This is a genomic window from Microbaculum marinisediminis, from assembly GCF_025397915.1.
GTDB classification, from domain to species: domain Bacteria; phylum Pseudomonadota; class Alphaproteobacteria; order Rhizobiales; family Tepidamorphaceae; genus Microbaculum; species Microbaculum marinisediminis.
In genome coordinates this window covers 38090-61323 of record NZ_JALIDZ010000010.1, presented here as the reverse complement: position 1 = coordinate 61323, position 23234 = coordinate 38090, and the positions used below count along the sequence as shown (strand labels likewise).

The window sequence follows — 23234 nt, the reverse complement described above, 5'->3', positions numbered from 1 at the left end:
CCTGGAATGCTAGCACGGTCACATGACCGAGATGATCCTGAAGACGTTCGATTGGGTTCCCGAACCGCCGCGCGGCTTTGTCCGCGACCTTCGGGTGAGATGGGCGCTTGAAGAGGCGGGTTTGCCCTACCGCGTCGAAGGCGTTCCGTTCAAGGACCGCGATGCCGACCACTTCGCGCACCAGCCCTTCGGACAGGTGCCATGGCTGGTGGACGGGGATATCTCGATCTTCGAGAGCGGCGCGATCCTGCTGCACATCGCCGAGCAAAGCGACGCGCTGATGCCGGCGGACCCGAAGGGGCGCAGCGACGTCATCCAGTGGCTGTTCGCCGCGCTGAACTCCGTCGAGATGGCCGTGTTGCCATACTCGATCTTCCAGTTCACCGGCGACGACGAGCAGACCGCAGGCCGGCAGGCGCTGGACGGTTTCCTGACGGCGCGCCTCGGTCACATGGACCGGGTCCTGGCGGACCGCGACTGGCTGACCGGCGCGTTTTCGGTTGCCGATATTCTCATGTCCGACGTCTTGCGCCTTGTCGACCGTTTCGGCGGTCTGGCCGAGTTTCCCGCCTGCCGGGCCTATGTCGACCGCGCCGTGGTGCGCCCCGCGTTCAAGAAAGCCCACAGCGATCAGTTGGCGTATTTCGCGGCCGCCGATTGACGCGCCTGCCGGTCTGGCGCGAAGCGCCGGCCCCGCGTCGGATCCACCCTATACTGACCCGGCGAAACTCCTGGCAGGATCGGAGCGTTTCCAGGACGTATAAGTGATGTGGGGAGCGCCGAAGCTTGACCCCGTGTCGCGCGGACGCGCATGGGCGGCAAGGTGAAGGAGAGCAGGCGACATGAAACCAATCGATTTCTGGTATTCGATCGGCAGCACCTACACGTATCTGACCGTGATGCGTCTGCCCGAATACGCAAAAGCGAACGACATCGCCTTCAATTGGCGTCCATTCAACGTTCGCGACATCATGATCGAACAGAACAACATCCCGTTCAAGGACAAGCCGGTGAAGTCCGCCTACATGTGGCGTGACATCGCGCGCCGGGCGGAGATGTACGGGATGGCCGCGTCCCTGCCCGCGCCCTACCCGCTCAAGGAGCTGGCACTCGCCAACCAGATCGCGCTCGTCGGTCGAAACGAAGGATGGGTGCAGGACTATACGGTGGAGACCTACCGGCTCTGGTTCGTCGATGGCCTGCCGGCCGGCAGCGACCCCAACGTGTCTGAGAGCCTGCGGCGCATCGGCCAGGACCCGGAGCGCGTGCTCGACCGCGCGCAATCCCCCGAGATCGTCAACGGCCTTGCCGCCGATACGGACCTGGCCCGAGATCTCGGCGTGTTCGGCTCCCCGACCTTCGTTGTCGAGGGTGAGGTGTTCTGGGGCGACGACCGGCTCGACGATGCCGTTTCCTGGTCCCGGCGCGGCCGGGTCGTTGGTGGTTAAGCGTCTTTTTGCTGAGAAGCACGGCAGCGCTGGCCGATGCGTCCGCGACAAGGGACTTTCTGCCAGGCCGTTCAAACCGGCCTGGATCAATCGTCTCTAAGATCTTGAAAACATTGGTGAGCCCGCAGGGATTCGAACCCTGGACCTACTGATTAAAAGTCAGTTGCTCTACCAGCTGAGCTACGGGCTCTCAAGGTCGCCGGAAACCTATGTGGGGGCTATTCCAAGGTCAAGCGTTCAAACGGCTTTTCGACAGCGCATCCCAGAATCAGCCCGTTACGGCTACACTTTTCGAAGGATCCGAAATCGTCCGCCCCGCGTATCCGGGCAAAGAGCGGGAGATATCGATGACCCGATTCGTCAGTCGCGTGCTCTTCGCGGGCCTGTTCGTCGCTTGGCTCGCCGGCCCCGTCTCCGCCCCCGCCCAGGAATCGGGAGAGGACGTGTCGGCCATCCAGGACGTGATCGCCGCGCAGATCGCCGCATTCCGGGCGGGCGACGGCAGCCGCGCGTATTCCTTCGCCTCGCCCGGCATCCAGCGCATCTTCCCCTCGCCCGGCGTATTCATGCGCATGGTCGAGCAGGGATACGAGCCGGTGTTCCGGCCGCGATCCTTCGCGTTCATGGACAACCAGATGGTGGGCCCGGACGACGCTCTGCAGTTCGTCGACGTCGTCGGGCCGGACGGCGCGGCATGGATCGCCGCCTACACGTTGCGCAGACAGCCGGATGGAACCTGGAAGATCACCGGCTGCCAACTCAAGCCGGGCGTCGGCGCCTGAACCGCGTCTACAGAGGCGCGGGCGGGGCGTCCGGGGTTTCGTCGCTGGGACCGATGCCGCCCGGCAGGTCGTCCAGGGATTCGAGCGACTGTTCCGCCGTCGGCGCGGCCAGCGGCTCGACGTCAGGATCGCCGGCGCCGCCGTTGCACCCGCTCACGAACAGCATGGCGGCAAGGATTGCGGCGGCGCGAACGGTGGCGGTTACGGGCGTCATGGTGGCATCCTGATCGTGGGTGGCCCTGTCGGTCCGCGCCCGGACAGCGCGGACGGCGACGGCGATTTCTTGCGTCTGTCCGTGGTCTAGTCCCGGCGGGAGCGGCCGCACCCTAGGTTGCGGCCCGGGCGAGGTCAAGAACCGTGGTCACGACACGCGATCCGGCGTGCCAACGCGGCACTGGCTGCGTCACGGCCTTGGCGGAATATCCCCCCTGGCCCATTCGGCCTGTGTCTGCGCCGCGAAGTCGGGCAGACGCCCCTCCCCGATCGCCTGACGGATGCCGGCCATCAGCGACTGGTAGTAGTGGACGTTGATCCAGGTGAGCAGCATGGCGCCGAGGATCTCGCCGGCCTTCACCAGGTGATGCAGGTAGGCACGCGAATAGTCGCGCGCGGCCGGGCAATCGCTTTCCGCGTCGAGCGGCCTCGGATCGGCGGCGTGGCGGGCGTTGCGCAGGTTGATCCTGCCGAAGCGCGTGTAGGCCTGGCCGTGGCGGCCGGCCCGCGTCGGCATTACGCAGTCGAACATGTCGATGCCGCGCATCACCGACAGCAGCATGTCCTCCGGCGTGCCGACGCCCATCAGATAGCGCGGCCTGTCCTCGGGCAGCACCGGAACGGTGACGTCGAGCGTCGCCAGCATCACGTCCTGCGGCTCGCCGACGGCCAGGCCGCCGACCGCATAGCCGTCGAAGCCGATATCCTGCAGGCCTTCGGCCGAGCGGACGCGCAACGCCTCGACGGTGCCGCCCTGGACGATGCCGAACAGGGCGCGGGCGGGATCGGAACCGAAGGCGGCCTTGGAGCGTTCCGCCCAGCGCCGCGACAGCAGCATGGCGCGCTCGGCTTCCTCGTCGGGACAGGGCAGCGCCACGCATTCGTCGAGCTGCATGGTGATATCGGCGCCGAGAAGCCGCTGGATCTCCACCGAGCGCTCCGGCGTCAGGTGATGCTCGGAGCCGTCGAGATGCGAGCGGAAAGTGACGCCGTCCTCGGTCAGTTCGCGCAGGCTCGACAGCGACATGACCTGAAAGCCGCCGGAGTCGGTGAGGATCGGGCGCGGCCAGTTCATGAAGCGATGCAGGCCGCCGAGCTCGGCCACCCGTTCGGCGCCCGGACGCAGCATCAGGTGGTAGGTGTTACCGAGCACGATGTCGGCGCCGGTCTGGCGCACGGTTTCCGGAAACATCGCCTTGACCGTTCCCGCCGTGCCGACCGGCATGAAGGCCGGCGTCCGCACCGCGCCGCGGGCGAAGGTGATCTCGCCGAGACGGGCCTTGCCGTCGCGGGCTTTCACATCGAAGGCATAGGCAAGGCTCAAGCGGTTTCCCCCGGATACAGAAGACAGGCATCGCCATAGGAATAGAAGCGATAGCCGGATTCGATCGCGTGGGCGTAGGCGCGCCGCATGGTTTCCAGGCCCGAAAAGGCGGAGACCAGCATGAACAGGGTCGAACGCGGCAGATGGAAGTTCGTCAGCAGGATATCGACCGCCTTGAAGCGGTAGCCGGGCGTGATGAAGATATCGGTCGCATCGGCGAAGGGCGCGATCGTGCCATCGTCGCGGGCCGCGCTTTCGAGCAGGCGCAGAGACGTGGTGCCGACGGCGACGATGCGGCCGCCTTCGGCCCTTGCGCGGTTCAGCCGGTCGGCGGTCTCCGACGTGATGTGGCCCAGCTCCGAGTGCATCCGGTGCTCCTCGGTCACGTCCGCCTTCACGGGCAGAAAGGTGCCGGCGCCGACATGCAAGGTGACGAGGACCGTGCCGACGCCGCGGTCCTGAAGCGCCGCCATCAGGGCCGGCGTGAAATGCAGGCCGGCGGTCGGGGCGGCGACGGCACCCTCCTCGCGCGCGAACATCGTCTGGTAGTCGGACTGGTCGCGGTCGTCGGTCGGCCGGCGCGCGGCGATATAGGGGGGAAGCGGCATCTCTCCGACCTGGGAAATCGCCTCGTCCAGGACCGGGCCATGGAAGGAGAAGGCGAGCGTGACCTCGCCGCCCTCGCCCTTGTCCTCGACGATCGCGTCAAGCATACCGAGCAGGCACACCCTGCCCTCGCCGCCGAAGCGGATGGTGTCGCCCGGCTGCAGCCGCTTGGCCGGCTTGACGAACGCCTTCCAGCGGCTGCCGTCGAGACGCATGTGCAGCGTCGCCTCGATCTTCGGCTCGGGTTCGCCGCGACCGATGCGCCGGCCCTTGAGGCGGGCCGCGATCACCTTGGTGTCGTTGAAGACGAGGACGTCTCCCGGCCGCAACAGGCCCGGCAGGTCGCCGACGGTCCTGTCGGCGAGGTCCGGGGTTTCGCCGGGGCGGACGACGAGCAGCCGCGCCGCGTCGCGCGGTTCGACCGGACGCAGCGCGATCCGGTCCTGCGGCAGCTCGAAGTCGAAGAGGTCGACGCGCATGGTGCCCGCCGGTCGGGCCCGGCTAGCCGAGGTCGGCCGCGACCTTCATCGAGACGATCTTGTCGGGATCCTGCACGGGCTCGCCGCGCTTGATCTGGTCGACGTTCTCCATGCCCTCGATGACCTTGCCCCAGACCGTGTACTGGCGGTCGAGGAAGGGCGCGTCCTCGAAGCAGATGAAGAACTGGCTGTCGCCGGAATTGGGATCGGCGGCGCGCGCCATCGAGACGGTGCCGCGCTTGTGCGGCTCGGCGTTGAACTCGGCCTTCAGCTTGGTGCCCGAGCCACCGACGCCGATGCCCTGCGGGCAGCCGGTCTGGGCCATGAAGCCGTCGATGACACGATGGAAGACGATGCCGTCGTAGAAGCCCTCGCGGACCAGTTCCTTGATGCGGGCGACGTGGCCGGGCGCGAGATCGGGGCGCGTCTCGATGACGACGCGGCCCTTGCTCGTCTCCATGACCAGCGTGTTTTCCGGATCGGCGTATTCGCTCATGTCGTCGTAGTCCTTTTCTTGAGGGATTGATCAGCCGTCGGCTGCGATTCTGGCCTTAATGATCTTGTCGGGGTCCTGAACCTGGCCGTTGCTCGCGTCGTCGCCCTTCTTGACCTTGTCGACATTGTCCATGCCTTCGACGACTTCGCCGAACACGGTGTACTGGCCGTTCAGGTGCGCGGCCGGCGCGAACATGATGAAGAACTGGCTGTTGGCGCTGTCCGGGTCGGGCGTGCGGGCCATGCCCAGCGTGCCGCGGGCGAAGCTTTCGTTCGAGAACTCGGCCTTCAGGTCGGGCTCGTTGGAGCCGCCGGTTCCGGTACCGGTCGGATCACCGGTCTGGGCCATGAAGCCGTCGATGACGCGATGGAAGACGACGCCGTCGTAGAAGCCTTCGCGGACGAGCTTCTTGATGCGCTCGACGTGCTTGGGGGCGAGGTCGGGCCGAAGCTTGATGACGACCGGACCATCCTTCAGTTCCAGGATGAGGGTGTTCTCGGGATCGGTGGCCTGGGCCTTCGCCTGGGGGGCGACGGCGAGCACCAGGGCGAAAAGTGCGGCGAAAAGAATACGCACGGGCAGATCTCCTGCTTGAGAGAAACGAAACGGCCGGATCACGCGCGCCCGGCGAGACGATCTTTCAGGGCGATGGCGACGGCAGCCGGGACGAAGGGCGAAACGTCGCCACCCATGGTCGCGATCTGACGGACAAGGCTGGCGGCAATGTGGCGACAGGCCGGAGAGGCGGCCAGAAACACCGTCTCGACGTCCGGGGTCATGATCGCGTTCATGGTGCCCATCTGGATCTCATAGTCGAAATCGGTGCCGTCACGCAGCCCGCGAACGATGACGGACGCGCCCGCATCGCGCGCGGCATCGACCGCAAGACCGGAAAAGGTAGTGACGACGAAATCGCAATCGGCGGCGCGGACGCGGTCGCCCACTTCCGCCTCGATCATCGCGAGACGTTGCTCGACGGTGAAGACGGGCGTCTTGCCGTGATGAACGCCGACGGCGACGACCAGGCGATCGACCAGCCGCGCCGCGCGCGCGATGACGTCGACATGGCCGTTGGTGATCGGATCGAAGCTGCCAGTATAGATGCCGGTTCGGGTCATGGCGCGTGGATACCCCGACGACGGCGGCGGCACAAGCGGTGTGCGTTAACCTTGGACGCGCGTTTTTCGGGCTTCTCCCAACACGTTACGCGGCGAAAAGCCCGAAACTCCGGGCAATGATGTAGTTTCAACTATATTTTTACGATGAACACACGCTGAACGGTCGCTTGGGGGTTCATTCAGACATAAACCGTACGATCCGCTCCAACAAAACGAGAAAATCTCGTGTTACAGGGGCGTCTAATGTCGAACTGGAAGTCATATACTCCGTATCTACCATTCTCCGTATTGTCGTTTACCGCGGCGGTCGTCGCCTTGGCGATCGCCTGGGAACCGGGTGAAGCCGAAGCCAACAAGCCAGCCCAGGACTCGCCCGTGCTGCGCAGCTCGATCGCGGAAAACGGCGGCATCGCCGCGCCCGACTGCCCGGACGCCGTCTGGCCGCATGTCACCAAGGATTGCCTGCTGCATCCCGACCAGGCCACGGCCGACCGCAAGGTGCGGACGATCGAGTTCGACGACGGCGCGTTCGAGGCCAGACGCGCGGAACTGCGCCGCATTTCGGTCGGCCTGTGAGGCCAGGCCGGCCGGGCAAAAGCGAGGCGCGCGCGATACGGCGCGCCCCTTCCGATTCCTTGGGGAAGCGAGCGGGACCGTAGCCCGCTCAGGCCTTAGAACGCTCAGGCCCTAGAACGCTCAGGCCTCTGGGTCCGGCCCTTCTTCGCCGCGGCCTTCTTCGCCGTTGCCTTCCGCGCCGTTGCCTTCTGTGCCCTCGCCTTCCGCACCCTCGTCCTCTATGCCCTCGGCGTCGTCTTCTTCCTCGCTGACGCGCTGGACCGAGACGACGTGTTCGTCCTTGGCGGTCTTGAAGACGATGACGCCCTGGGTGTTGCGGCCGGCGATGCGGATTCCGTCGACGGGACACCGGATCAGTTGGCCACCATCGGTCACCAGCATGATCTGGTCCTGGTCCTCGACGGGGAACGAGGCAACCAGCGGCCCGTTGCGGTCGTTGACGACCATCGCGACGATGCCTTTGCCGCCGCGCCCGGTGACCCGGTACTCGTAGGACGAGGTGCGTTTGCCGTAGCCGTTCTCCGAGAGGGTGAGCACGAACTGCTCGGCGGCGCTCATCTCGGCGTAGCGCTCCTGGCTGAGCTCGGTTCCCGCCTCGACCTCTTCGGACTCATCGGACGGCTCGGGCTGATCGACCTCGCCGCGCACCAGGCGGCTGCGCTTCAGATACTCGCCGCGCTCGGCCGGCGTCGCATCGAAGTTGCGCAGGATCGACATCGAGATGACGCTGTTGCCTTCGGCCAGATTGATGCCGCGCACGCCGGTGGAGTCGCGTCCCTTGAAGACGCGCACGTCGGTCGTGCGGAAGCGGATGCACTGGCCGGTCGCCGTGGTCAACAGAACGTCGTCGTTCTCCGAACAGGTGTCGACGCCGACGATGGCATCGCCCTCGTCCAGCTTCATGGCGATCTTGCCGTTGCGATTGACCTGAACGAAATCCGACAGCTTGTTGCGCCGCGTGGTGCCGCGATTGGTCGCGAACATGACGTCGAGTTCGCCCCAGGTGTCCTCGTCCTCGGGCAGCGGCATGATCGAGGTGATCCATTCTCCTTCGATGAGAGGCAGCAGGTTGACCATCGCCTTGCCACGCGCCTGGGGCGCCGACAGCGGCAGGCGCCACACCTTCATCTTGTAGACCATGCCGCGCGAGGAGAAGAACAGGACCGGCGTGTGCGTCGAGGCGACGAACAGGCGCGTGACGAAATCCTCCTCCTTCGTCGACATGCCCGAGCGGCCCTTGCCGCCGCGGCGCTGGGCCCGGTAGGTCGAGAGCGGCACGCGCTTGATGTAGCCGCCGTGACTGACCGTGACGACCATGTCCTCGCGCTGAATGAGGTCCTCGTCATCGAAATCGCTGACGAAATCCGTGATTTCGGTGCGCCGCGGCGTGCCGAACTCCTCCTTCACGGCGATCAGTTCGTCGCGGATGATCGACTGGATGCGTGCGCGCGAGCGAAGGATATCGAGATAGTCCGCGATCGCCGCGCCGAGCTTGGTCAGCTCATCGGCGATCTCGTCGCGACCCAGCGCCGTCAGCCGCTGCAGTCGCAGATCGAGGATCGCGCGGGCCTGTTCCTCGGACAGGCGATAGGTGCCATCCTCCGAAAGGCCGTGGCGCGGATCGGCGATCAGCGCGATCAGCGGCCCCATATCCTTGGCCGGCCAGGCGCGGGCCATCAGCGACTCGCGCGCCGTTGCCGGGTCCGGCGCGGTCCGGATCAGGTGGATGACCTCGTCGATATTGGCAACCGCGATCGCCAGACCGACCAGGATGTGGGCCCGATCGCGCGCCTTGCCGAGCAGGAACTTGGTGCGCCGGCCGACGACCTCCTCGCGGAAGGCGATGAAGGCGCGCAGCATGTCGATCAGCGTGAGCTGTTCCGGCTTGCCGCCGTTCAGCGCGACGATGTTGGCGCCGAAGCTCGTCTGAAGCGACGAGTAGCGGTAGAGCTGATTGAGGACGACATCGGCCATCGCGTCGCGCTTCAGCTCGATGACGACGCGCAGCCCCTCGCGGTCGGACTCGTCGCGGATGTCGGAGATGCCCTCGACGCGCTTGTCGCGCACAAGTTCGGCGATCTTCTCGATCATCACCGCCTTGTTGACCTGATACGGCACCTCGGTGACGACCAGCGCCTCGCGCTCCTTGCGGATGGTCTCGGTATGGACCTTGCCGCGCATGATGATCGAGCCGCGCCCGGTCGAAAAGGCCGAACGGATGCCGGCGCGGCCGAGGATGATGCCGCCGGTCGGGAAATCCGGTCCGGGGATGATCTCCATCAGCCGTTCGATCTCGATGGCGGGATCGTCCATGAAGGCGATCGCGGCATCCACCACCTCGCCAAGGTTGTGCGGCGGGATGTTGGTCGCCATGCCGACGGCGATACCGCCGGCGCCATTGACCAGAAGGTTCGGGAACCGCGACGGCAGGACGACCGGCTCGCGCTCGGAGTTGTCGTAGTTGTCCTGGAAATCGACGGTGTCCTTGTCGATATCCTCGAGGATCGCGTGCGCGGGCTTGGCCAGCCGCACCTCGGTGTATCGCATGGCGGCGGCCGGATCGCCGTCGATAGAGCCGAAATTGCCCTGTCCGTCGAGCAGCGGCAGGCGCAGCGAGAAGTCCTGCGCCATGCGCACGAGCGCGTCGTAGATCGATTGGTCGCCGTGCGGATGGTACTTACCGATCACATCGCCGACGACGCGGGCCGACTTGCGGTAGGCCTTGTTCCAGTCGTAGCCGTTCTCGTGCATCGAGAACAGGATCCGGCGGTGCACGGGCTTCAGGCCGTCGCGCACATCGGGCAGCGCGCGGGAGACGATCACGCTCATGGCGTAATCGAGATAGCTGCGCCGCATCTCGTCGGTGATCGAGACCGGTTTGATATCGGACGGGTCGGCCGGGCCGGTATCGCCCGTCGGCGGGGTATCGTTATCGGACAAAGGCTGTCTCGTTCGGCGGGTTTTTGACGGTTTTTATTTTATCCGATTCCGGGCTTCGGGGGCAAATCCGGATGGATAGGGTCGAGTACGGAAATTGCTCGATAAATCAGGCAATTATCGGGCGGCGTCGCGGCGACGCACGACTTCCTTCGCCGCGGACCGGTTATATCCTGCCGACGTGGCGTTCGTCACGCGTTCTTCGAGGCCATGACCTGCCGCCACGAAAGCCGGAGATCAGGTCCAGTCGGGCGGGATCGTCTCGTAGGCGACAACGCCGTCCGGGATCACCTCCCACGGCGCCTTCGAGCCGACGAAGATGTGCATTTCGATCTCGATTCCGGGATCCTCGTTGAGGCAGCCCAGAGTGATGCCGTGGACCTCCCCGTCGACGACGCCGCACAGGGTCGAGCCGCAGACGCTACAGAACCGCTTTCCCGCCCCGTTTTCGTCGAGGAAGGTGGTCAGCAGCTCTTCTCCCCGGGTCCAGGAAAAACTCCCTGGCACCACCTGCGCATAGGATGACGCCTGGGCGCTGAAGGCCTTGCGGCAGCGCGAGCAGTGGCACGACCGCGCCGCATAGGGCTGGCTCTCGATACGGTATTTGACTGCCCCGCAGAAACACTCGCCTGTCAGCGCCATTGTCGGATGTCCTTCGATTGCGATTGTGTCCGACCCGCAAGATGCGAACCCGCCCCGGTTTCGCAAGGCCGAAGGCCGAATGCGCGGTGGATGACGGGCCGGGGTTCGGTCGGCGGGCTTGAATCGGGCCGCCGCGCCGGTCACGCTGTCTTGCTCCAACAGACGAGCCCAACAAACGAGATGGTGCCGTGACGCCGGAAGCGCTCATCTCCGCCTTCGTCACGCTGTTCGTGATCATCGATCCGATCGGCATCGCCCCGCTGTTCCTCGCCCTCACGGCAGAGCGCAGCGCGGCCGAGCGGCGCAAGATCGCGGCCCGGTCCGTCCTGATCGCCGTTGTGGTGCTGGTGGCCTTCGCCGTCGGCGGCCTGTGGCTTCTGCAGGCGATGGGGATTTCCCTGCCCGCATTCCGGGTCGCCGGCGGGATCCTGCTGTTCTGGATCAGCTTCGAAATGGTGTTCGAGCAACGCACCCGGCGCAAGGAGACGTCGGCGGAACGCTCGGTCGCTGAAGAGCACCCTGACGACATCGCGGCGGTGCCGCTCGCCATTCCGCTGATGGCCGGCCCCGGCGCGATCACCGCCGTGATCCTTCTGGCGGGCGAGCCCGGCGGAGGATGGATCGAGCTCGCCTGGGTAATCGCCGTCATCGTCTCCGTCCTTGCGGTGACGCTGGCGATCCTGCTCGTCGCGGTGCCAATCGGGCACCTGATGGGCAAGACGGTGCGGACGGTGGTGACACGGCTGCTCGGTGTCATCCTCGCCGCGTTGGCCGTTCAATTCGTGGCCGATGGCGTCCTGGCGCTCATAGCCTGAATTAACAAAATATCGTAGTTTATTGTGTTTGTGAGATAAATGGCGACACACGGAACAAACCGAGTCATCTATGCCGCGCTGGCGGGGAACTCGCTCATCGCGATCACCAAATTCGCCGCCGCCACATACACCGGCTCTTCGGCGATGCTGTCGGAGGCGATCCACTCGCTTGTCGATACCGGCAACCAGTGTCTCCTGCTGATCGGCATCCGGCGGTCGAAGCGGCCCGCGGACGACAATCACCCGTTCGGCTACGGCATGGAGGTCTATTTCTGGGCCTTCGTGGTGGCGATCATGATCTTCGGCGTGGGCGCCGGCGTGTCGCTCTACGAGGGCTACCAGAAGATCCTGGACCCGCACGAAATCACCAATCCGATGGTCAACTACGTGGTGCTCGGCCTCGCAATCGTGTTCGAGGCCGGCGCCTGGTGGGTCGCCTATCGCGAATTCGAGAAGACGCGCGGCCGACGCAACCTGATCGATGCGGTCCGCCGCTCCAAGGACCCGACCGTGTTCACCGTGCTGTTCGAGGATTCCGCGGCGATGCTCGGCCTGGTCGTCGCGCTGATCGGCATCTCGGCGGCGCAGTACACCGGGATCCCGGAATTCGACGGCTATGCCTCCGTCGGGATCGGACTGATCCTGGCGGGCACGGCCGCCATGCTCGCCTACGAGACGAAGGGGCTGATCATCGGCGAGGCGGCGAGCCGGGAACTCATCACCGGCGTCCGCAAGATCGCCATGTCGGCGAACGGCGTACGCCGCATCAACGAACTCAGGACCATGCACCTGGGCCCGAACGACGTGCTGGTGGCGATCAGCCTCGATTTCGCCGATTCCATGCCTGCGGGCGAGGTGGAGCAAACGATCTCGAAGCTCGAGGTCGACATCAAGACGCAGTTTTCCGATGTGCGCCGGGTCTTTGCCGAGATCCAGTCCGCGGCCGGCCACGCGGCAAGCGTCGCCGCCGAACAGGATCACATCCGCGAGAGCAAGGGGAATGAGGCCTAGTCGGCGGTCAGGTCGACCGTCACTTCGGCGCCGCCATAGCCGTGAACGGAATCGTGCGCGCGGACCGTGACCACGGTGATGCCATCGGGGATCGAAACGCCGGTAAGCGAGCGCGTGAACGGCTGCTCTTCGTCGTGCGGATGCAGGAGTGTCCGCGTGCCCAGAACGGTGCCGTCCGGCGCGACCACGTCCCAGCGATCGGCATAGTGGTCCCAGCCGGCGTCGGCGTGGCGCACGGCGACGTCGAAACGCCAGGCACCGCCCTCCTGGCGCGTCGCCTTGACGGACTCCACATCCGCCTCGCCGGCCGACGCCGGCGGCACGGCCACGCTGGCGGCGACGAGTATCGCCAAAAAAGGTGCGTAGATCCGCATCGCCTCAGTGGAGCGGATCGGACCGCCGACGGCCAGTCACAACTGCGTCAGCGGTCCGGCAGGTTTAGCGCCGGCAGACTCAGCGGGCCGACGGCTCCAGTGGCCGCTTGTCGTCGCGCAGCGCGATGTAGATCGCCGGGATCACCAGCACCGTCAGCAGCGTCGACGACAGCAGGCCGAACAGCAGCGAGATCGCGAGACCCTGGAAGATCGGATCGAACAGGATCACCGCCGCGCCGATCATGGCGGCGAGCGCCGTCAGAAGGATCGGCTTGAAGCGGATCGCGCCCGCGTCGAGCAGCGTGCGTCTGAGCGGCTTGTCCGCACTGCGCTCGTGGCGGATGAAGTCGACCAGCAGGATCGAGTTGCGCACGATGATGCCGGCCAGCGCGATGAAACCGATCATCGAGGTTGCCGTGAACGACGCGTCGAACAGCCAGTGACCAATTACGATGCCGATCAGCGTGAGCGGGATCGGCGTCAGGATGACGAGCGGCAGCAGGAACGAGCCGAACTGGGCGACGACCAGGAAGTAGATGCCGAGGATCGCGACCGCGAAGGCGGCGCCCATGTCGCGGAAGGTGACGTAGGTCACTTCCCACTCCCCGTCCCACAGCAGCGAGGCGACGCTCTCGTCGCCGGGCTGTCCGTGCAACAGCATCTGCGGCTTGGGCACGTCGCCCCAGTCGTGGGCCTCGATCGCGTCGGAGACGGCGATCATGCCGTAGATCGGCGCCTCGTACTCGCCCGCCAGCTCGGCCTGAATCATTTCGGCTGGGCGCCCGTTGCGGCGGAAGACCGGATAGGACGCGGTTTCCTCGCTGAGCGTCACCACATCGCCCAGCTCGACGACGCCGCGGTTGCCCGGCAGGGCGTTGGCGGGAACCGGCGTCGACAGCGTGCGCTGGGAGACGGCCAGATCCTCCTTCGGCAGCCGCACCGCGATCTCGATGGGATGGCGACCGCCGCCACGGTGCGAGTAGCCGACCGGCACGCCGGTCAGATAGGAGCGAATGGCGTTATAGACGTCGCTCTGGGAGACGCCGTGATATTCGAGGTTGTTCTGGTCGATGCGGATGTGCAGCCGCGTCGCCGGCGTGCCGAAGCTGTCGTCGACGTCGACGATGTAGGGCACGTCCTCGAAGATCTTGCGCATCTCGGTGGCGACCGCCCGCCGGGTCTCTTCGTCCGGACCGTAGATCTCGGCAAGCAGCGTCGCCAACACCGGCGGACCCGGCGGAACCTCGACGACCTTGATCACGGTTCCCTCGGGCACCTCCAGATCGGCAAGACGCTGGCGAACGTCCAGGGCGATGTCATGGCTGGTGCGGTCGCGCTCGCTCTTGGGCGTCAGGTTGACCTGCAGGTCGCCGTTCTCCGGCAGGCTGCGCAGATAGTAGTGACGCACCAGGCCGTTGAAGTTGAACGGTGCCGACGTGCCCACATAGGACTGGATCGAGGCGAGCTCCGGCAGGTCCGCCAGCTTTTCCGTGGCCCTGGTGAGCACGCGGTCGGTGTCCTCGAGCGTCGCGCCTTCGGGCAGGTCCACGACCACCTGCAGCTCCGACTTGTTGTCGAAGGGCAGCAGCTTCACGGTGACGGTCTTGTCGAAGAACAGGTACATCGCGCCCATCGTGGCGACGCCGACGACGAGCAGGAAGGTCCAGACGCGGAACCGCGTCTTCAAAAGCGGCCTGGCGACCGCGACATAGGCCCGACCGAGAACGCCGCCGTGAGCGGCTTCGTGCTCGGCGACATGCCCGCCCTCGCCGTGGCCGCCATGCTCCTTGCCGATCTTCATCATCAGCCAGGGCGTGACGATGACGGCGACGAAGAAGGAGAAGATCATCGCCGCGGACGCATTCGCCGGGATCGGGCTCATGTACGGCCCCATCAGGCCCGACACGAACAGCATCGGCAGGAGGGCCGCGACGACCGTCAGGGTCGCGACGATGGTCGGGTTGCCGACCTCCGCGACGGCATCGATCGCCGCCTCGCGCCGGCTTCGCCCGTCCTTCATCGCCCAGTGCCGAGCTATGTTCTCGATCACGACGATGGCGTCGTCGACGAGAATGCCGATCGAGAAGATCAGCGCGAACAGGCTGACGCGGTTGATCGTGTAGCCCATGAAATAGGAGGCGAAGAGCGTCAGCAGGATCGTCGTCGGAATGACGATCAGGACGACGACACCCTCGCGCCAGCCGATGGCGAAGGCGACCAGCACGACGATGGAGACGGTCGCCAATCCCAGGTGGAACAGGAGCTCGTTCGCCTTCTCGTTGGCGGTCTCGCCGTAGTCGCGGGTGATCAGGACGTCGAGGTCCTCCGGCACCAGCCGGTCGCGCATCAGCTCCAGGCGCTCGACCAGCCGCTCGCCGATCACCACGGCATTGGCGCCGGCGCGTTTGGAGATGGCGATGGAGACGGCCGGAACCGGCGTCATCGCGCCGTCCTCGCCGCGGCTCATGTGCCAGACGCGATGTTCCTCGGGGGCGGCATCGACCACCACATTGGCGACATCGCCGACATAGACCTTGCGCCCGTCGCGCGCGGTCATCTCCAGGAGCCCGATATCCGGCACGCCCTGAAGCGTCTGGCCGGCAACGACCGGCAGGCTGCGGTCGGTGTCGCGCACGGTGCCGGCGAGGAACGACCGGTTTGCCTCGGTCACCTTGCCGATGAGCTGCTCCAGGGTGATGCCGTAGAGCGCCATCCGCTCCGGATCCGGCTCGATGCGGATCTGGTCGTCGCGGCCGCCGACGATATAGGTCAGGCCGACATCCTCGACCTTGGCGAGTTCGACCAGCAGGTCGCGGGCGATGTAGTACAGGCCGTTGTCGGTCCAGCGATCGGCCGCGTCCGGCTTGGGTGCCAGGGTGACGACCACGATGGCCACGTCGTCGATGCCGCGACCGACGATCAGCGGCTCGGGAATGCCGATGGGGATGCGGTCCATATTGGCGCGCACCTTTTCGTGCACGCGCAGGATGGCGTCATCGGGATCGGTGCCGACGAAGAAACGGGCGGTGACAGTGACGCGGTCGTCCTGGGTCTGGGAATAGACGTGCTCGACGCCGTTGATGCCCTTGACGATGGTCTCGAGCGGCTCGGTGACGAGCTTGACGGCATCATCGGCCTGCAGACCGTCGGCGGAGACGTGAATGTCGACCAGCGGAACGCTGATCTGCGGTTCTTCCTCGCGCGGCAGCGAGACCAGCGCAACCAGGCCGAGCGCCAGCGCGGAGATCAGCAGCAGCGGCGTCAGCGGCGAAGAAATGAAGGCCCGCGTCAGCGAGCCGGAGATGCCGGGCTTCATGGGCGCACCAGACGGTCGCCGGCCTTAAGGCCGCCGAGCACCTCGACCATCGGCTCGCCGTCGGCGACTGTCTGCCCGAGCTGTACCACCACGTCGAGCGGCGTCCCGTCGGGCGCGGAGACCCGGACGTAGTCGAGGCCGTATCGCTTGAAGACAAAGCTCTGTGGGATGACGTAGGTGTCGCGTTCGCCCGCCGCGATCCGCACCAGGGCGCGCTCGCCGACGAAATAGCCGCCGAGCCCCGAGACTTCGGCATCGGCGACGACGCTGCCAGCTTCCAGGCGCGGATAGACGGTGACGATTTTGCCCTTCCCCACGGCACCGCCGGCCTCGCCCATCCCGCGCTTGCCGATCAGGATCTCGTCGCCGAGCTCGATATGGCGGGCGTGGCGCTCCGGAACCTTGAGACGGAGGATATAGCGGTCCGACGCGATTTCGGCGATGGCCTCGCCGGGGAGAACGACGGTACCGATGGTCACGGGGACGGCCAGGACCCGGCCGGCGCCGGGCGCCTCGACCGCGCCTTCGGCGATCTGCTGCTCTGCGATCAGCTTTTCGGCCTGCGCGGTCTGGAGCTGGTTGCGGGCGACGTCGGCGGCGGTCTGCAGCTGGTCGAGCCGCGCCTGGGCGACGATTCCGCGCTCCTTCAGTTCCGTGCCGCGCTTGAGCTCGGTCTCGGCGTTGGAGAGCGCCGCCTGCAGGCCGCGAATGCTGGCCTCAAGCCCCTGGATACGGAGCGCCAGCTTGTCGTCGACGATGGTCGCGATCTTCTGGCCGGCGGTCACCGCGTCGCCCTCGCCCACCGTCAATTCGGTGACGGTCCCGCCGATCCGGGCACGGGCGGGCACGACGTCTGCGCTCTGAACCGTCGCGAAGACGGCCTTGAAATCTTCGACCGTTTGCGGCTCGACGACATACTCGCTTTCGGCGGCGCGCAGCAGCGACGACGGCATGGCCAGGGCGCCCGCCAGGGCCGACGCCAGAAGGAAACTCGAAACTGTGATGGGCTTGCAGCCTAACGTCATGACCATTTCTCCCCGGTCCGCGTCGCAGATATACCTATATATTCAGAAATTGGAATATGAAAAGTGGTGATCGGCGGCGCGCCCCTCAAGGGGCAGACGCGGAGAGATTAACGCAAAAATGCCGCCGGAGTGAACGACTCCGGCGGCATTCGGGCTGAAAGCATGGGTAGATTCGGGGAAATCCGAATCTAGAACGGAATTTCGTCGTCCATATCGCTGGACGGGCCACGGCCGCCGCCGCCCTGCATCGGGCCGCTGGAGCCGAAATCGCCGCCGCCACCCGACGATTCGTAGTCTGATCCGCCGCCACCACCACCGCCGCCGCGGGCGTCGAGCATCGTCAGGGCCGAATTGAAGCCCTGCAGGACGACTTCGGTCGAATAGCGGTCCTGACCCGACTGGTCCTGCCACTTCCGGGTCTGGAGCTGGCCTTCGATATAGACCTTCGAGCCCTTGCGCAGATACTGCTCGGCGATCTTGCAGAGACCTTCGTTGAAGATCACCACGCGATGCCATTCGGTGCGCTCCCGGCGCTCGCCGCTGTTACGGTCCCGCCAGGTCTCGGTCGTGGCGACGCGCAGATTGGCAATCGGACGGCCGTCCTGGGTGCGGCGGATTTCCGGATCGGCGCCGAGATTGCCGACGAGGATGACTTTGTTGACGCTTCCCGACATCACCTGACCTTTCGTTTCGGTTTTCGCCGCAGACACTATCCGCCCGGCCCCGGCCCGTCGCCCCATGCGACGGTTTTCCACAGGTGCTGCGACGGTTGGGCAGGTCCAACGCGGCGCCGCGCTACGTATATCCTGTTGGACGGAACAGCATGTTCCTATATTGTTCTCTTTTCGAACGCAATCCCGCGATTCTCCGGGTTCAAGGCGGCCGATGACCGAAATCCGCACCGAAAGACTGGTATTGCGTCCCTATCGCGCCGACGAAGCCGACCTGCTCGGCCTTCTGCTGCGCGACCGGCGGGTCGTGTTCTGGCAGACCGAACGTGTCACAGAGCGCGATGTCGCGGGCGTCCTGACGCGCAGCCTCGCGCTACGCCCGCGCGGGCTCGGCTGGTTCGCCGCCTTCCGGCACGACGACGGACGGTTCGTCGGCAACGCGATCCTGCAGCCGCTCGACGGCACCGAGGAAATCGAGATCGGCTATCACCTCGTTCCCGAGGCCTGGGGCAAGGGTTATGCGCGCGAGGCGGCGGCCGCCGTTCTCGACTACGGGTTCCAGGCGCTGAGGCTGCCGCGCATCGTCGCGGTGGTGCTGCCTGAGAACGCGCGCTCCCAAAGGGTTCTTGAACGGCTCGGCCTGCCCTATATTGAGGACCGGATCCACGCCGGTCACCTCCATCGTTACCACGCCTTGTCGCGCGCCGATTATCTGGCCGGACACGAAAATGTCGCCGAACCGTCGGAGACCTGAGGCACCATGCAGAAGAACATCTCCGTTTCCGGGGCGCGCGAGCACAATCTCAAGAACGTCTCCGTCGATATCCCGCGCGACGAACTGGTGGTGATCACCGGTCTGTCGGGCTCGGGCAAGTCGTCGCTCGCCTTCGACACGATCTATGCCGAGGGCCAGCGCCGCTACGTCGAGAGCCTGTCGGCCTATGCCCGCCAGTTCCTCGAGATGATGCAGAAGCCCGATGTCGACCACATCGAGGGCCTGTCGCCGGCGATCTCGATCGAGCAGAAGACGACCTCGCGCAATCCGCGCTCGACGGTCGGCACCGTCACCGAGATCTACGACTACCTGCGCCTCCTGTTCGCCCGCGTCGGCATTCCCTATTCGCCGGCGACCGGCCTGCCGATCGAAAGCCAGACGGTCAGCCAGATGGTCGACCGTGTGCTGGCGCTTCCCGAGGGCACCCGGCTCTACCTGCTGGCGCCGATCGTGCGCGGCCGCAAGGGCGAGTACCGCAAGGAACTCGCCGAATTGATGAAGCGCGGCTTCCAGCGGGTGAAGATCGACGGCGCCTTCCACGAGATCGCCGAGGCGCCGGCGCTCGACAAGAAGTTCAAGCACGACATCGACGTGGTCGTGGACCGCATCGTGGTGCGCGAGGACATGGCCTCGCGGCTGGCGGATTCGTTCGAGACCGCGCTGCAGCTCGCCGAGGGGCTGGCGGTCGCGGAGTTCGCCGACGAGACGGACGACAAGGGCGAGGCCAGGCGGCTGATCTTCTCCGAGAAGTTCGCCTGCCCGGTTTCCGGGTTCACCATCGCGGAGATCGAGCCGCGGCTGTTCTCGTTCAACAGCCCGCACGGCGCCTGCCCGGTCTGCGACGGCCTCGGCTCCGAGATGCGGGTCGATCCCGACATGGTGATCCCCGACCCGTCGCTGACCCTGAAGGCAGGGGCGGTCGGGCCCTGGGCGCGGTCGTCGTCGCCCTACTACCTGCAAACGCTGGAGGCGCTCGGCCGGCACTACAAGTTCAAGATGACCGTGCCGTGGGAAAAGCTTCCCAAGACGGCGCAGGACGCGATCCTGTACGGGTCGGGCGACGAGGAGATCAAGTTCACCTACGATGACGGCCTGCGCGCCTACGACACCAAGAAGAGCTTCGAGGGCGTGATCCCCAATCTCGAGCGGCGCTGGCGGGAGACGGAATCGTCCTGGTCGCGCGAGGAAATCGAGAAATTCATGGGTCAGACGCCCTGTTCGACCTGTGACGGCAACCGGCTGAAGCCGGAAGCGCTGGCAGTGAAGATCGCCGGCCTGCACATCGGCGACGTCGTCGCCATGTCGATCCGCAAGGCGAATGGCTGGTTCGAGACGCTGCCCGAGCACCTGAGCGAGAAGCAGAACGAGATCGCCACGCGCATCCTCAAGGAGATCCGCGAGCGCCTCGCCTTCCTCAACGATGTCGGCCTCGACTATCTGACGCTGTCCCGCTCCTCGGGAACGCTGTCGGGTGGGGAGAGCCAGCGCATCCGCCTCGCCTCGCAGATCGGCTCGGGCCTGACCGGCGTGCTCTATGTGCTCGACGAACCGTCGATCGGCCTGCACCAGCGCGACAACGAGCGTCTTCTCGGCACGCTGCGCCACCTGCGCGACCTCGGCAACACGGTGATCGTCGTCGAGCACGACGAGGATGCGATCCGTTCGGCCGACTACGTCATCGATGTCGGTCCCGGCGCCGGCGTGCACGGCGGCGAGATCGTCGCGAAGGGCACGCCGGAAGAGATCATGGCCAATCCGGCGAGCCTGACCGGAAAGTACCTGACCGGCTTCGAGCAGATCGAGGTGCCGGCGGAACGGCGCGAGATCTCCGGGCACCGGCGCATCCGGGTCGTCGGCGCGCGCGAGAACAACCTGAAGAACGTCACCGCCGAGATTCCGCTGGGCACCTTCTCCTGCGTCACCGGCGTCTCCGGCGGCGGCAAGTCGTCGCTCCTGATCGACACGCTCTACAAGGCGATCGCCCGGCGGCTGAACAATGCGCGCGAGCATCCCGGCGCGCACGACCGCATCGACGGCCTGGAGCATATCGACAAGATCATCGAGATCGACCAGTCGCCGATCGGCCGCACGCCGCGCTCGAACCCGGCCACCTATACCGGCGCGTTCACGCCGATCCGCGAGTGGTTCGCCGGGCTACCGGAAGCCAAGGCGCGCGGCTACGCGCCGGGCCGCTTCTCGTTCAACGTCAAGGGCGGGCGCTGCGAGGCCTGCCAGGGCGACGGCCTCATCAAGATCGAGATGCACTTCCTGCCCGACGTCTACGTGACCTGCGACGTCTGCAAGGGCCGGCGCTACAACCGCGAGACCCTTGAGGTGCTGTTCAAGGGCAAGTCGATCGCCGACGTGCTCGACATGACCGTCGACGAGGCGCGCGACCTGTTCGACGCGGTGCCGTCGATCCGCGAGAAGTTCGAGACGTTACAGAAGGTCGGCCTCGGCTACATCCATGTCGGCCAGCAGGCCACCACGCTGTCGGGCGGAGAGGCGCAGCGCATCAAGCTCGCCAAGGAACTGTCGCGGCGCGCGACGGGGCGCACGCTCTACATCCTCGACGAGCCGACCACCGGCCTGCACTTCCACGACGTGAAGAAGCTGCTGGAGGTGCTGCACTCGCTCGTCGACCAGGGCAACACGGTGGCGGTGATCGAGCACAACCTGGAGGTCATCAAGACCGCCGACTGGATCATCGACATCGGCCCGGAAGGCGGCGACGGCGGCGGCGAGATCGTGGCGCACGGCACGCCGGAGGACATCGCCGCGGAAAAGCGAAGCTACACCGGCCAGTTCCTGGTGGAGCTGTTCGCACGCCGGCCGAACAAGCGGACCGAGGCGGCGGAGTAGCGCGCCACGCGCAGCCGTTTTTTCGTAGCTGAGGCGCGCTACCCGCCAGCGACGGTCTATGTTCGTGCCGTGTTACCGGTCACAGAACGACATAGGCGACGATCGCGAAGCCGAGCGCGCCGGCAAGCAGCACGGCGAGCAGGACGATCCTGTCGACCTTTTCGGTATGACCAGTCCATTTTTCGGCGTTGTAGGCGACGTTCGTGAGCTTCATGGCTCCCTGCCTCCTGACAGGCTGCTACCCCAGCCCCGGCAGGCCCTCGTCCCTGAGACACTATATTGGGCGACGTCCCCGCCATTGAAAGGGGCACATGCCCTTTGCCTTTGACGCGCGCGCGGACTAAGTAGCGGCCATGTCGGACACATCCCTCTCACCCATCCATGTCGTCGGCGCGGGCCTCGCCGGGTCCGAGGCCGCCTGGCAGATCGCCGAGGCCGGCGTGCCGGTCGTTTTGCACGAGATGCGGCCCGTGCGCATGACCGAGGCCCATCTCGGCCAGGGCTGCGCCGAGCTCGTCTGCTCCAACTCGTTCCGCTCAGACGACGCCGAGACCAACGCGGTCGGCCTCCTGCACGCGGAGATGCGCCGCTGCGGCTCGATCATCATGCGGTGCGGCGACGCCCATCAGGTGCCGGCCGGCGGCGCGCTCGCGGTCGACCGCGTCGGCTTTTCCGACGCGGTGACGGCGGCGCTCGAGGCCCATCCGCTGATCGAGATCCGCCGCGAGGAAATCGCCGGCCTGCCGCCGCAGGACTGGGACAGCGTGGTGGTGGCGACCGGCCCCCTCACCTCGCCCGCCTTGTCGGAGGCGATCGGCACGGCGACGGACGAGGATTCGCTCGCCTTCTTCGACGCGATCGCGCCGATCGTTCACAAGGACTCCATCGATTTCTCCAAGGCCTGGTACCAGTCGCGCTACGACAAGGCCGGCCCCGGCGGCACGGGGGCCGACTACATCAACTGCCCGCTCGACAAGGACCAGTACGAGGCGTTCGTCGACGCGCTTCTGTCGGGCGAGAAGACCGAATTCCGCGACTGGGAAAAGGATACGCCCTATTTCGACGGCTGCCTGCCGATCGAGGTGATGGCCGAGCGCGGCCGCGAAACGCTGCGGCACGGGCCGATGAAGCCGGTGGGGCTCACCAATCCGCACGATCCTGACGTGAAGTCCTATGCCATCGTGCAGTTGCGCCAGGACAATGCGCTCGGCACGCTCTACAACATGGTCGGCTTCCAGACGAAGCTGAAATACGGGGCGCAAGCCGCGATCTTCCGGACTATCCCGGGGCTAAAGAATGCCGAGTTCGCCCGCCTTGGCGGCCTTCACCGCAATACCTTCCTGAACAGTCCGAAGCTGCTCGACGGCACGCTGCGCCTGCGGGCCATGCCGCGCCTGCGCTTCGCCGGCCAGATCACCGGCGTCGAGGGATATGTGGAATCGGCGGCCATCGGCCTGCTCGCCGGGCGGTTCGCGGCAGCCGAACGGCGCGGGCTGACGATCGTCCCGCCACCGCAGACGACGGCGCTCGGCGCCCTGATCGCCCACATCACCGGCGGCCACCTGTCCGAGGACGGGGCTCAGCGCAGTTTCCAGCCGATGAACGTCAATTTCGGCCTGTTTCCGCCGATCGACGTACCGAAGGTGCCCGGCAAACGCCTGCGCGGCAAGGAAAAGACCGTTGCGCGCAAACGGGCGATGTCGGCCCGCGCGCTCGCGGATATCGATGCCTGGATCGGGCTGCGGGAGGCGGCGGAGTAGCCCG

22 protein-coding genes and 1 tRNA gene are annotated in these 23234 nt (G+C 66.1%); 9 read left to right on the top strand and 14 right to left on the bottom strand.

Going from position 1 to position 23234, the window contains the following annotated elements; translation table 11 throughout:
* The first annotated feature begins 22 nt into the window (after window positions 1-22).
* A complete protein-coding gene (locus MUB46_RS19575) occupies window positions 23-661 on the top strand; it encodes a glutathione S-transferase family protein (protein WP_261617650.1) in 639 nt (212 codons plus the stop codon).
* 181 nt (window positions 662-842) lie between these two features.
* The gene (locus MUB46_RS19570) at window positions 843-1448 is read left to right on the top strand and encodes a 2-hydroxychromene-2-carboxylate isomerase (protein ID WP_261617649.1); all 606 of its coding nucleotides are present in this window, start codon (window positions 843-845) and stop codon (window positions 1446-1448) included.
* A gap of 114 nt (window positions 1449-1562) precedes the next feature.
* On the opposite strand, the gene MUB46_RS19565 is transcribed toward MUB46_RS19570, so the two are convergent.
* Window positions 1563-1638 (bottom strand) — tRNA-Lys (locus MUB46_RS19565).
* Window positions 1639-1795: 157 nt separating this feature from the next.
* On the opposite strand from MUB46_RS19565, the gene MUB46_RS19560 reads away from it, so the two are divergent.
* Window positions 1796-2230, top strand: a complete 435-nt coding sequence (locus MUB46_RS19560) for a DUF4864 domain-containing protein (RefSeq protein WP_261617648.1) — start codon at window positions 1796-1798, stop codon at window positions 2228-2230.
* Window positions 2231-2237: 7 nt separating this feature from the next.
* On the opposite strand, the gene MUB46_RS19555 is transcribed toward MUB46_RS19560, so the two are convergent.
* From MUB46_RS19555 to coaD, 6 genes are all read right to left on the bottom strand, one after another.
* Window positions 2238-2444: a hypothetical protein gene (locus tag MUB46_RS19555; protein WP_261617647.1), complete on the bottom strand. Its 207-nt coding sequence runs from the start codon at window positions 2442-2444 to the stop codon at window positions 2238-2240.
* Between the two features lie 189 nt (window positions 2445-2633).
* Window positions 2634-3767, bottom strand: a complete 1134-nt coding sequence (tgt, locus tag MUB46_RS19550) for a tRNA guanosine(34) transglycosylase Tgt (protein WP_261617646.1) — start codon at window positions 3765-3767, stop codon at window positions 2634-2636.
* The gene (gene queA, locus MUB46_RS19545) at window positions 3764-4852 is read right to left on the bottom strand and encodes a tRNA preQ1(34) S-adenosylmethionine ribosyltransferase-isomerase QueA (protein WP_261617645.1); all 1089 of its coding nucleotides are present in this window, start codon (window positions 4850-4852) and stop codon (window positions 3764-3766) included. The genes tgt and queA overlap by 4 nt, the downstream gene beginning before the upstream one ends.
* Window positions 4853-4874: 22 nt before the next feature.
* The gene (locus MUB46_RS19540; protein ID WP_261617644.1) at window positions 4875-5348 is read right to left on the bottom strand and encodes a peptidylprolyl isomerase; all 474 of its coding nucleotides are present in this window, start codon (window positions 5346-5348) and stop codon (window positions 4875-4877) included.
* A gap of 30 nt (window positions 5349-5378) precedes the next feature.
* A complete protein-coding gene (locus tag MUB46_RS19535) occupies window positions 5379-5930 on the bottom strand; it encodes a peptidylprolyl isomerase (RefSeq protein ID WP_425256292.1) in 552 nt (183 codons plus the stop codon).
* 32 nt (window positions 5931-5962) lie between these two features.
* The gene (gene coaD, locus MUB46_RS19530) at window positions 5963-6466 is read right to left on the bottom strand and encodes a pantetheine-phosphate adenylyltransferase (RefSeq protein ID WP_261617642.1); all 504 of its coding nucleotides are present in this window, start codon (window positions 6464-6466) and stop codon (window positions 5963-5965) included.
* Between the two features lie 315 nt (window positions 6467-6781).
* On the opposite strand from coaD, the gene MUB46_RS19525 reads away from it, so the two are divergent.
* Window positions 6782-7042: a hypothetical protein gene (locus MUB46_RS19525; RefSeq protein ID WP_261617641.1), complete on the top strand. Its 261-nt coding sequence runs from the start codon at window positions 6782-6784 to the stop codon at window positions 7040-7042.
* 120 nt (window positions 7043-7162) lie between these two features.
* Here the strand turns inward: MUB46_RS19525 and gyrA are convergent, their stop codons facing one another.
* Together gyrA and MUB46_RS19515 are read right to left on the bottom strand one after the other, a co-directional pair.
* Window positions 7163-9898 carry a DNA gyrase subunit A gene (gene gyrA, locus MUB46_RS19520; protein WP_425256291.1) on the bottom strand — a complete coding sequence of 912 codons (2736 nt, stop codon included), beginning with the start codon at window positions 9896-9898 and terminating at the stop codon, window positions 7163-7165.
* 318 nt (window positions 9899-10216) lie between these two features.
* Entirely contained in the window at window positions 10217-10621 is a 405-nt protein-coding gene (locus MUB46_RS19515; protein ID WP_261617639.1) for a GFA family protein, read from the bottom strand.
* Window positions 10622-10809: 188 nt separating this feature from the next.
* On the opposite strand from MUB46_RS19515, the gene MUB46_RS19510 reads away from it, so the two are divergent.
* Window positions 10810-11436: a MarC family protein gene (locus MUB46_RS19510; protein WP_261617638.1), complete on the top strand. Its 627-nt coding sequence runs from the start codon at window positions 10810-10812 to the stop codon at window positions 11434-11436.
* Window positions 11437-11475: 39 nt separating this feature from the next.
* Window positions 11476-12447: a cation diffusion facilitator family transporter gene (locus MUB46_RS19505; protein WP_261617637.1), complete on the top strand. Its 972-nt coding sequence runs from the start codon at window positions 11476-11478 to the stop codon at window positions 12445-12447.
* On the opposite strand, the gene MUB46_RS19500 is transcribed toward MUB46_RS19505, so the two are convergent.
* From MUB46_RS19500 to MUB46_RS19485, 4 genes are all read right to left on the bottom strand, one after another.
* Window positions 12444-12800 (bottom strand): hypothetical protein, encoded by a 357-nt coding sequence (locus MUB46_RS19500; protein ID WP_315902766.1) that lies wholly within the window; start codon window positions 12798-12800, stop codon window positions 12444-12446. The genes MUB46_RS19505 and MUB46_RS19500 overlap by 4 nt on opposite strands.
* A gap of 100 nt (window positions 12801-12900) precedes the next feature.
* On the bottom strand, window positions 12901-16137 hold the full coding sequence (locus MUB46_RS19495; RefSeq protein WP_261617635.1) for an efflux RND transporter permease subunit: 3237 nt from the start codon (window positions 16135-16137) through the stop codon (window positions 12901-12903).
* Window positions 16134-17162, bottom strand: a complete 1029-nt coding sequence (locus MUB46_RS19490) for an efflux RND transporter periplasmic adaptor subunit (RefSeq protein WP_261617634.1) — start codon at window positions 17160-17162, stop codon at window positions 16134-16136. The genes MUB46_RS19495 and MUB46_RS19490 overlap by 4 nt, the downstream gene beginning before the upstream one ends.
* A 188-nt stretch (window positions 17163-17350) precedes the next feature.
* Window positions 17351-17836: a single-stranded DNA-binding protein gene (locus tag MUB46_RS19485; protein ID WP_315902765.1), complete on the bottom strand. Its 486-nt coding sequence runs from the start codon at window positions 17834-17836 to the stop codon at window positions 17351-17353.
* 211 nt (window positions 17837-18047) lie between these two features.
* Here MUB46_RS19485 and MUB46_RS19480 point away from each other — a divergent pair, with 211 nt between their 5' ends.
* Entirely contained in the window at window positions 18048-18587 is a 540-nt protein-coding gene (locus tag MUB46_RS19480; RefSeq protein ID WP_261617632.1) for a GNAT family N-acetyltransferase, read from the top strand.
* Between the two features lie 6 nt (window positions 18588-18593).
* Complete coding sequence (uvrA, locus tag MUB46_RS19475; protein ID WP_261617631.1) at window positions 18594-21470, top strand: excinuclease ABC subunit UvrA; 2877 nt, start codon at window positions 18594-18596, stop codon at window positions 21468-21470.
* 79 nt (window positions 21471-21549) lie between these two features.
* Here the strand turns inward: uvrA and MUB46_RS19470 are convergent, their stop codons facing one another.
* Complete coding sequence (locus MUB46_RS19470; RefSeq protein WP_261617630.1) at window positions 21550-21684, bottom strand: hypothetical protein; 135 nt, start codon at window positions 21682-21684, stop codon at window positions 21550-21552.
* Window positions 21685-21823: 139 nt separating this feature from the next.
* On the opposite strand from MUB46_RS19470, the gene trmFO reads away from it, so the two are divergent.
* Window positions 21824-23230, top strand: a complete 1407-nt coding sequence (gene trmFO / locus MUB46_RS19465; RefSeq protein WP_261617629.1) for a methylenetetrahydrofolate--tRNA-(uracil(54)-C(5))-methyltransferase (FADH(2)-oxidizing) TrmFO — start codon at window positions 21824-21826, stop codon at window positions 23228-23230.
* Window positions 23231-23234 lie beyond the last annotated feature (4 nt).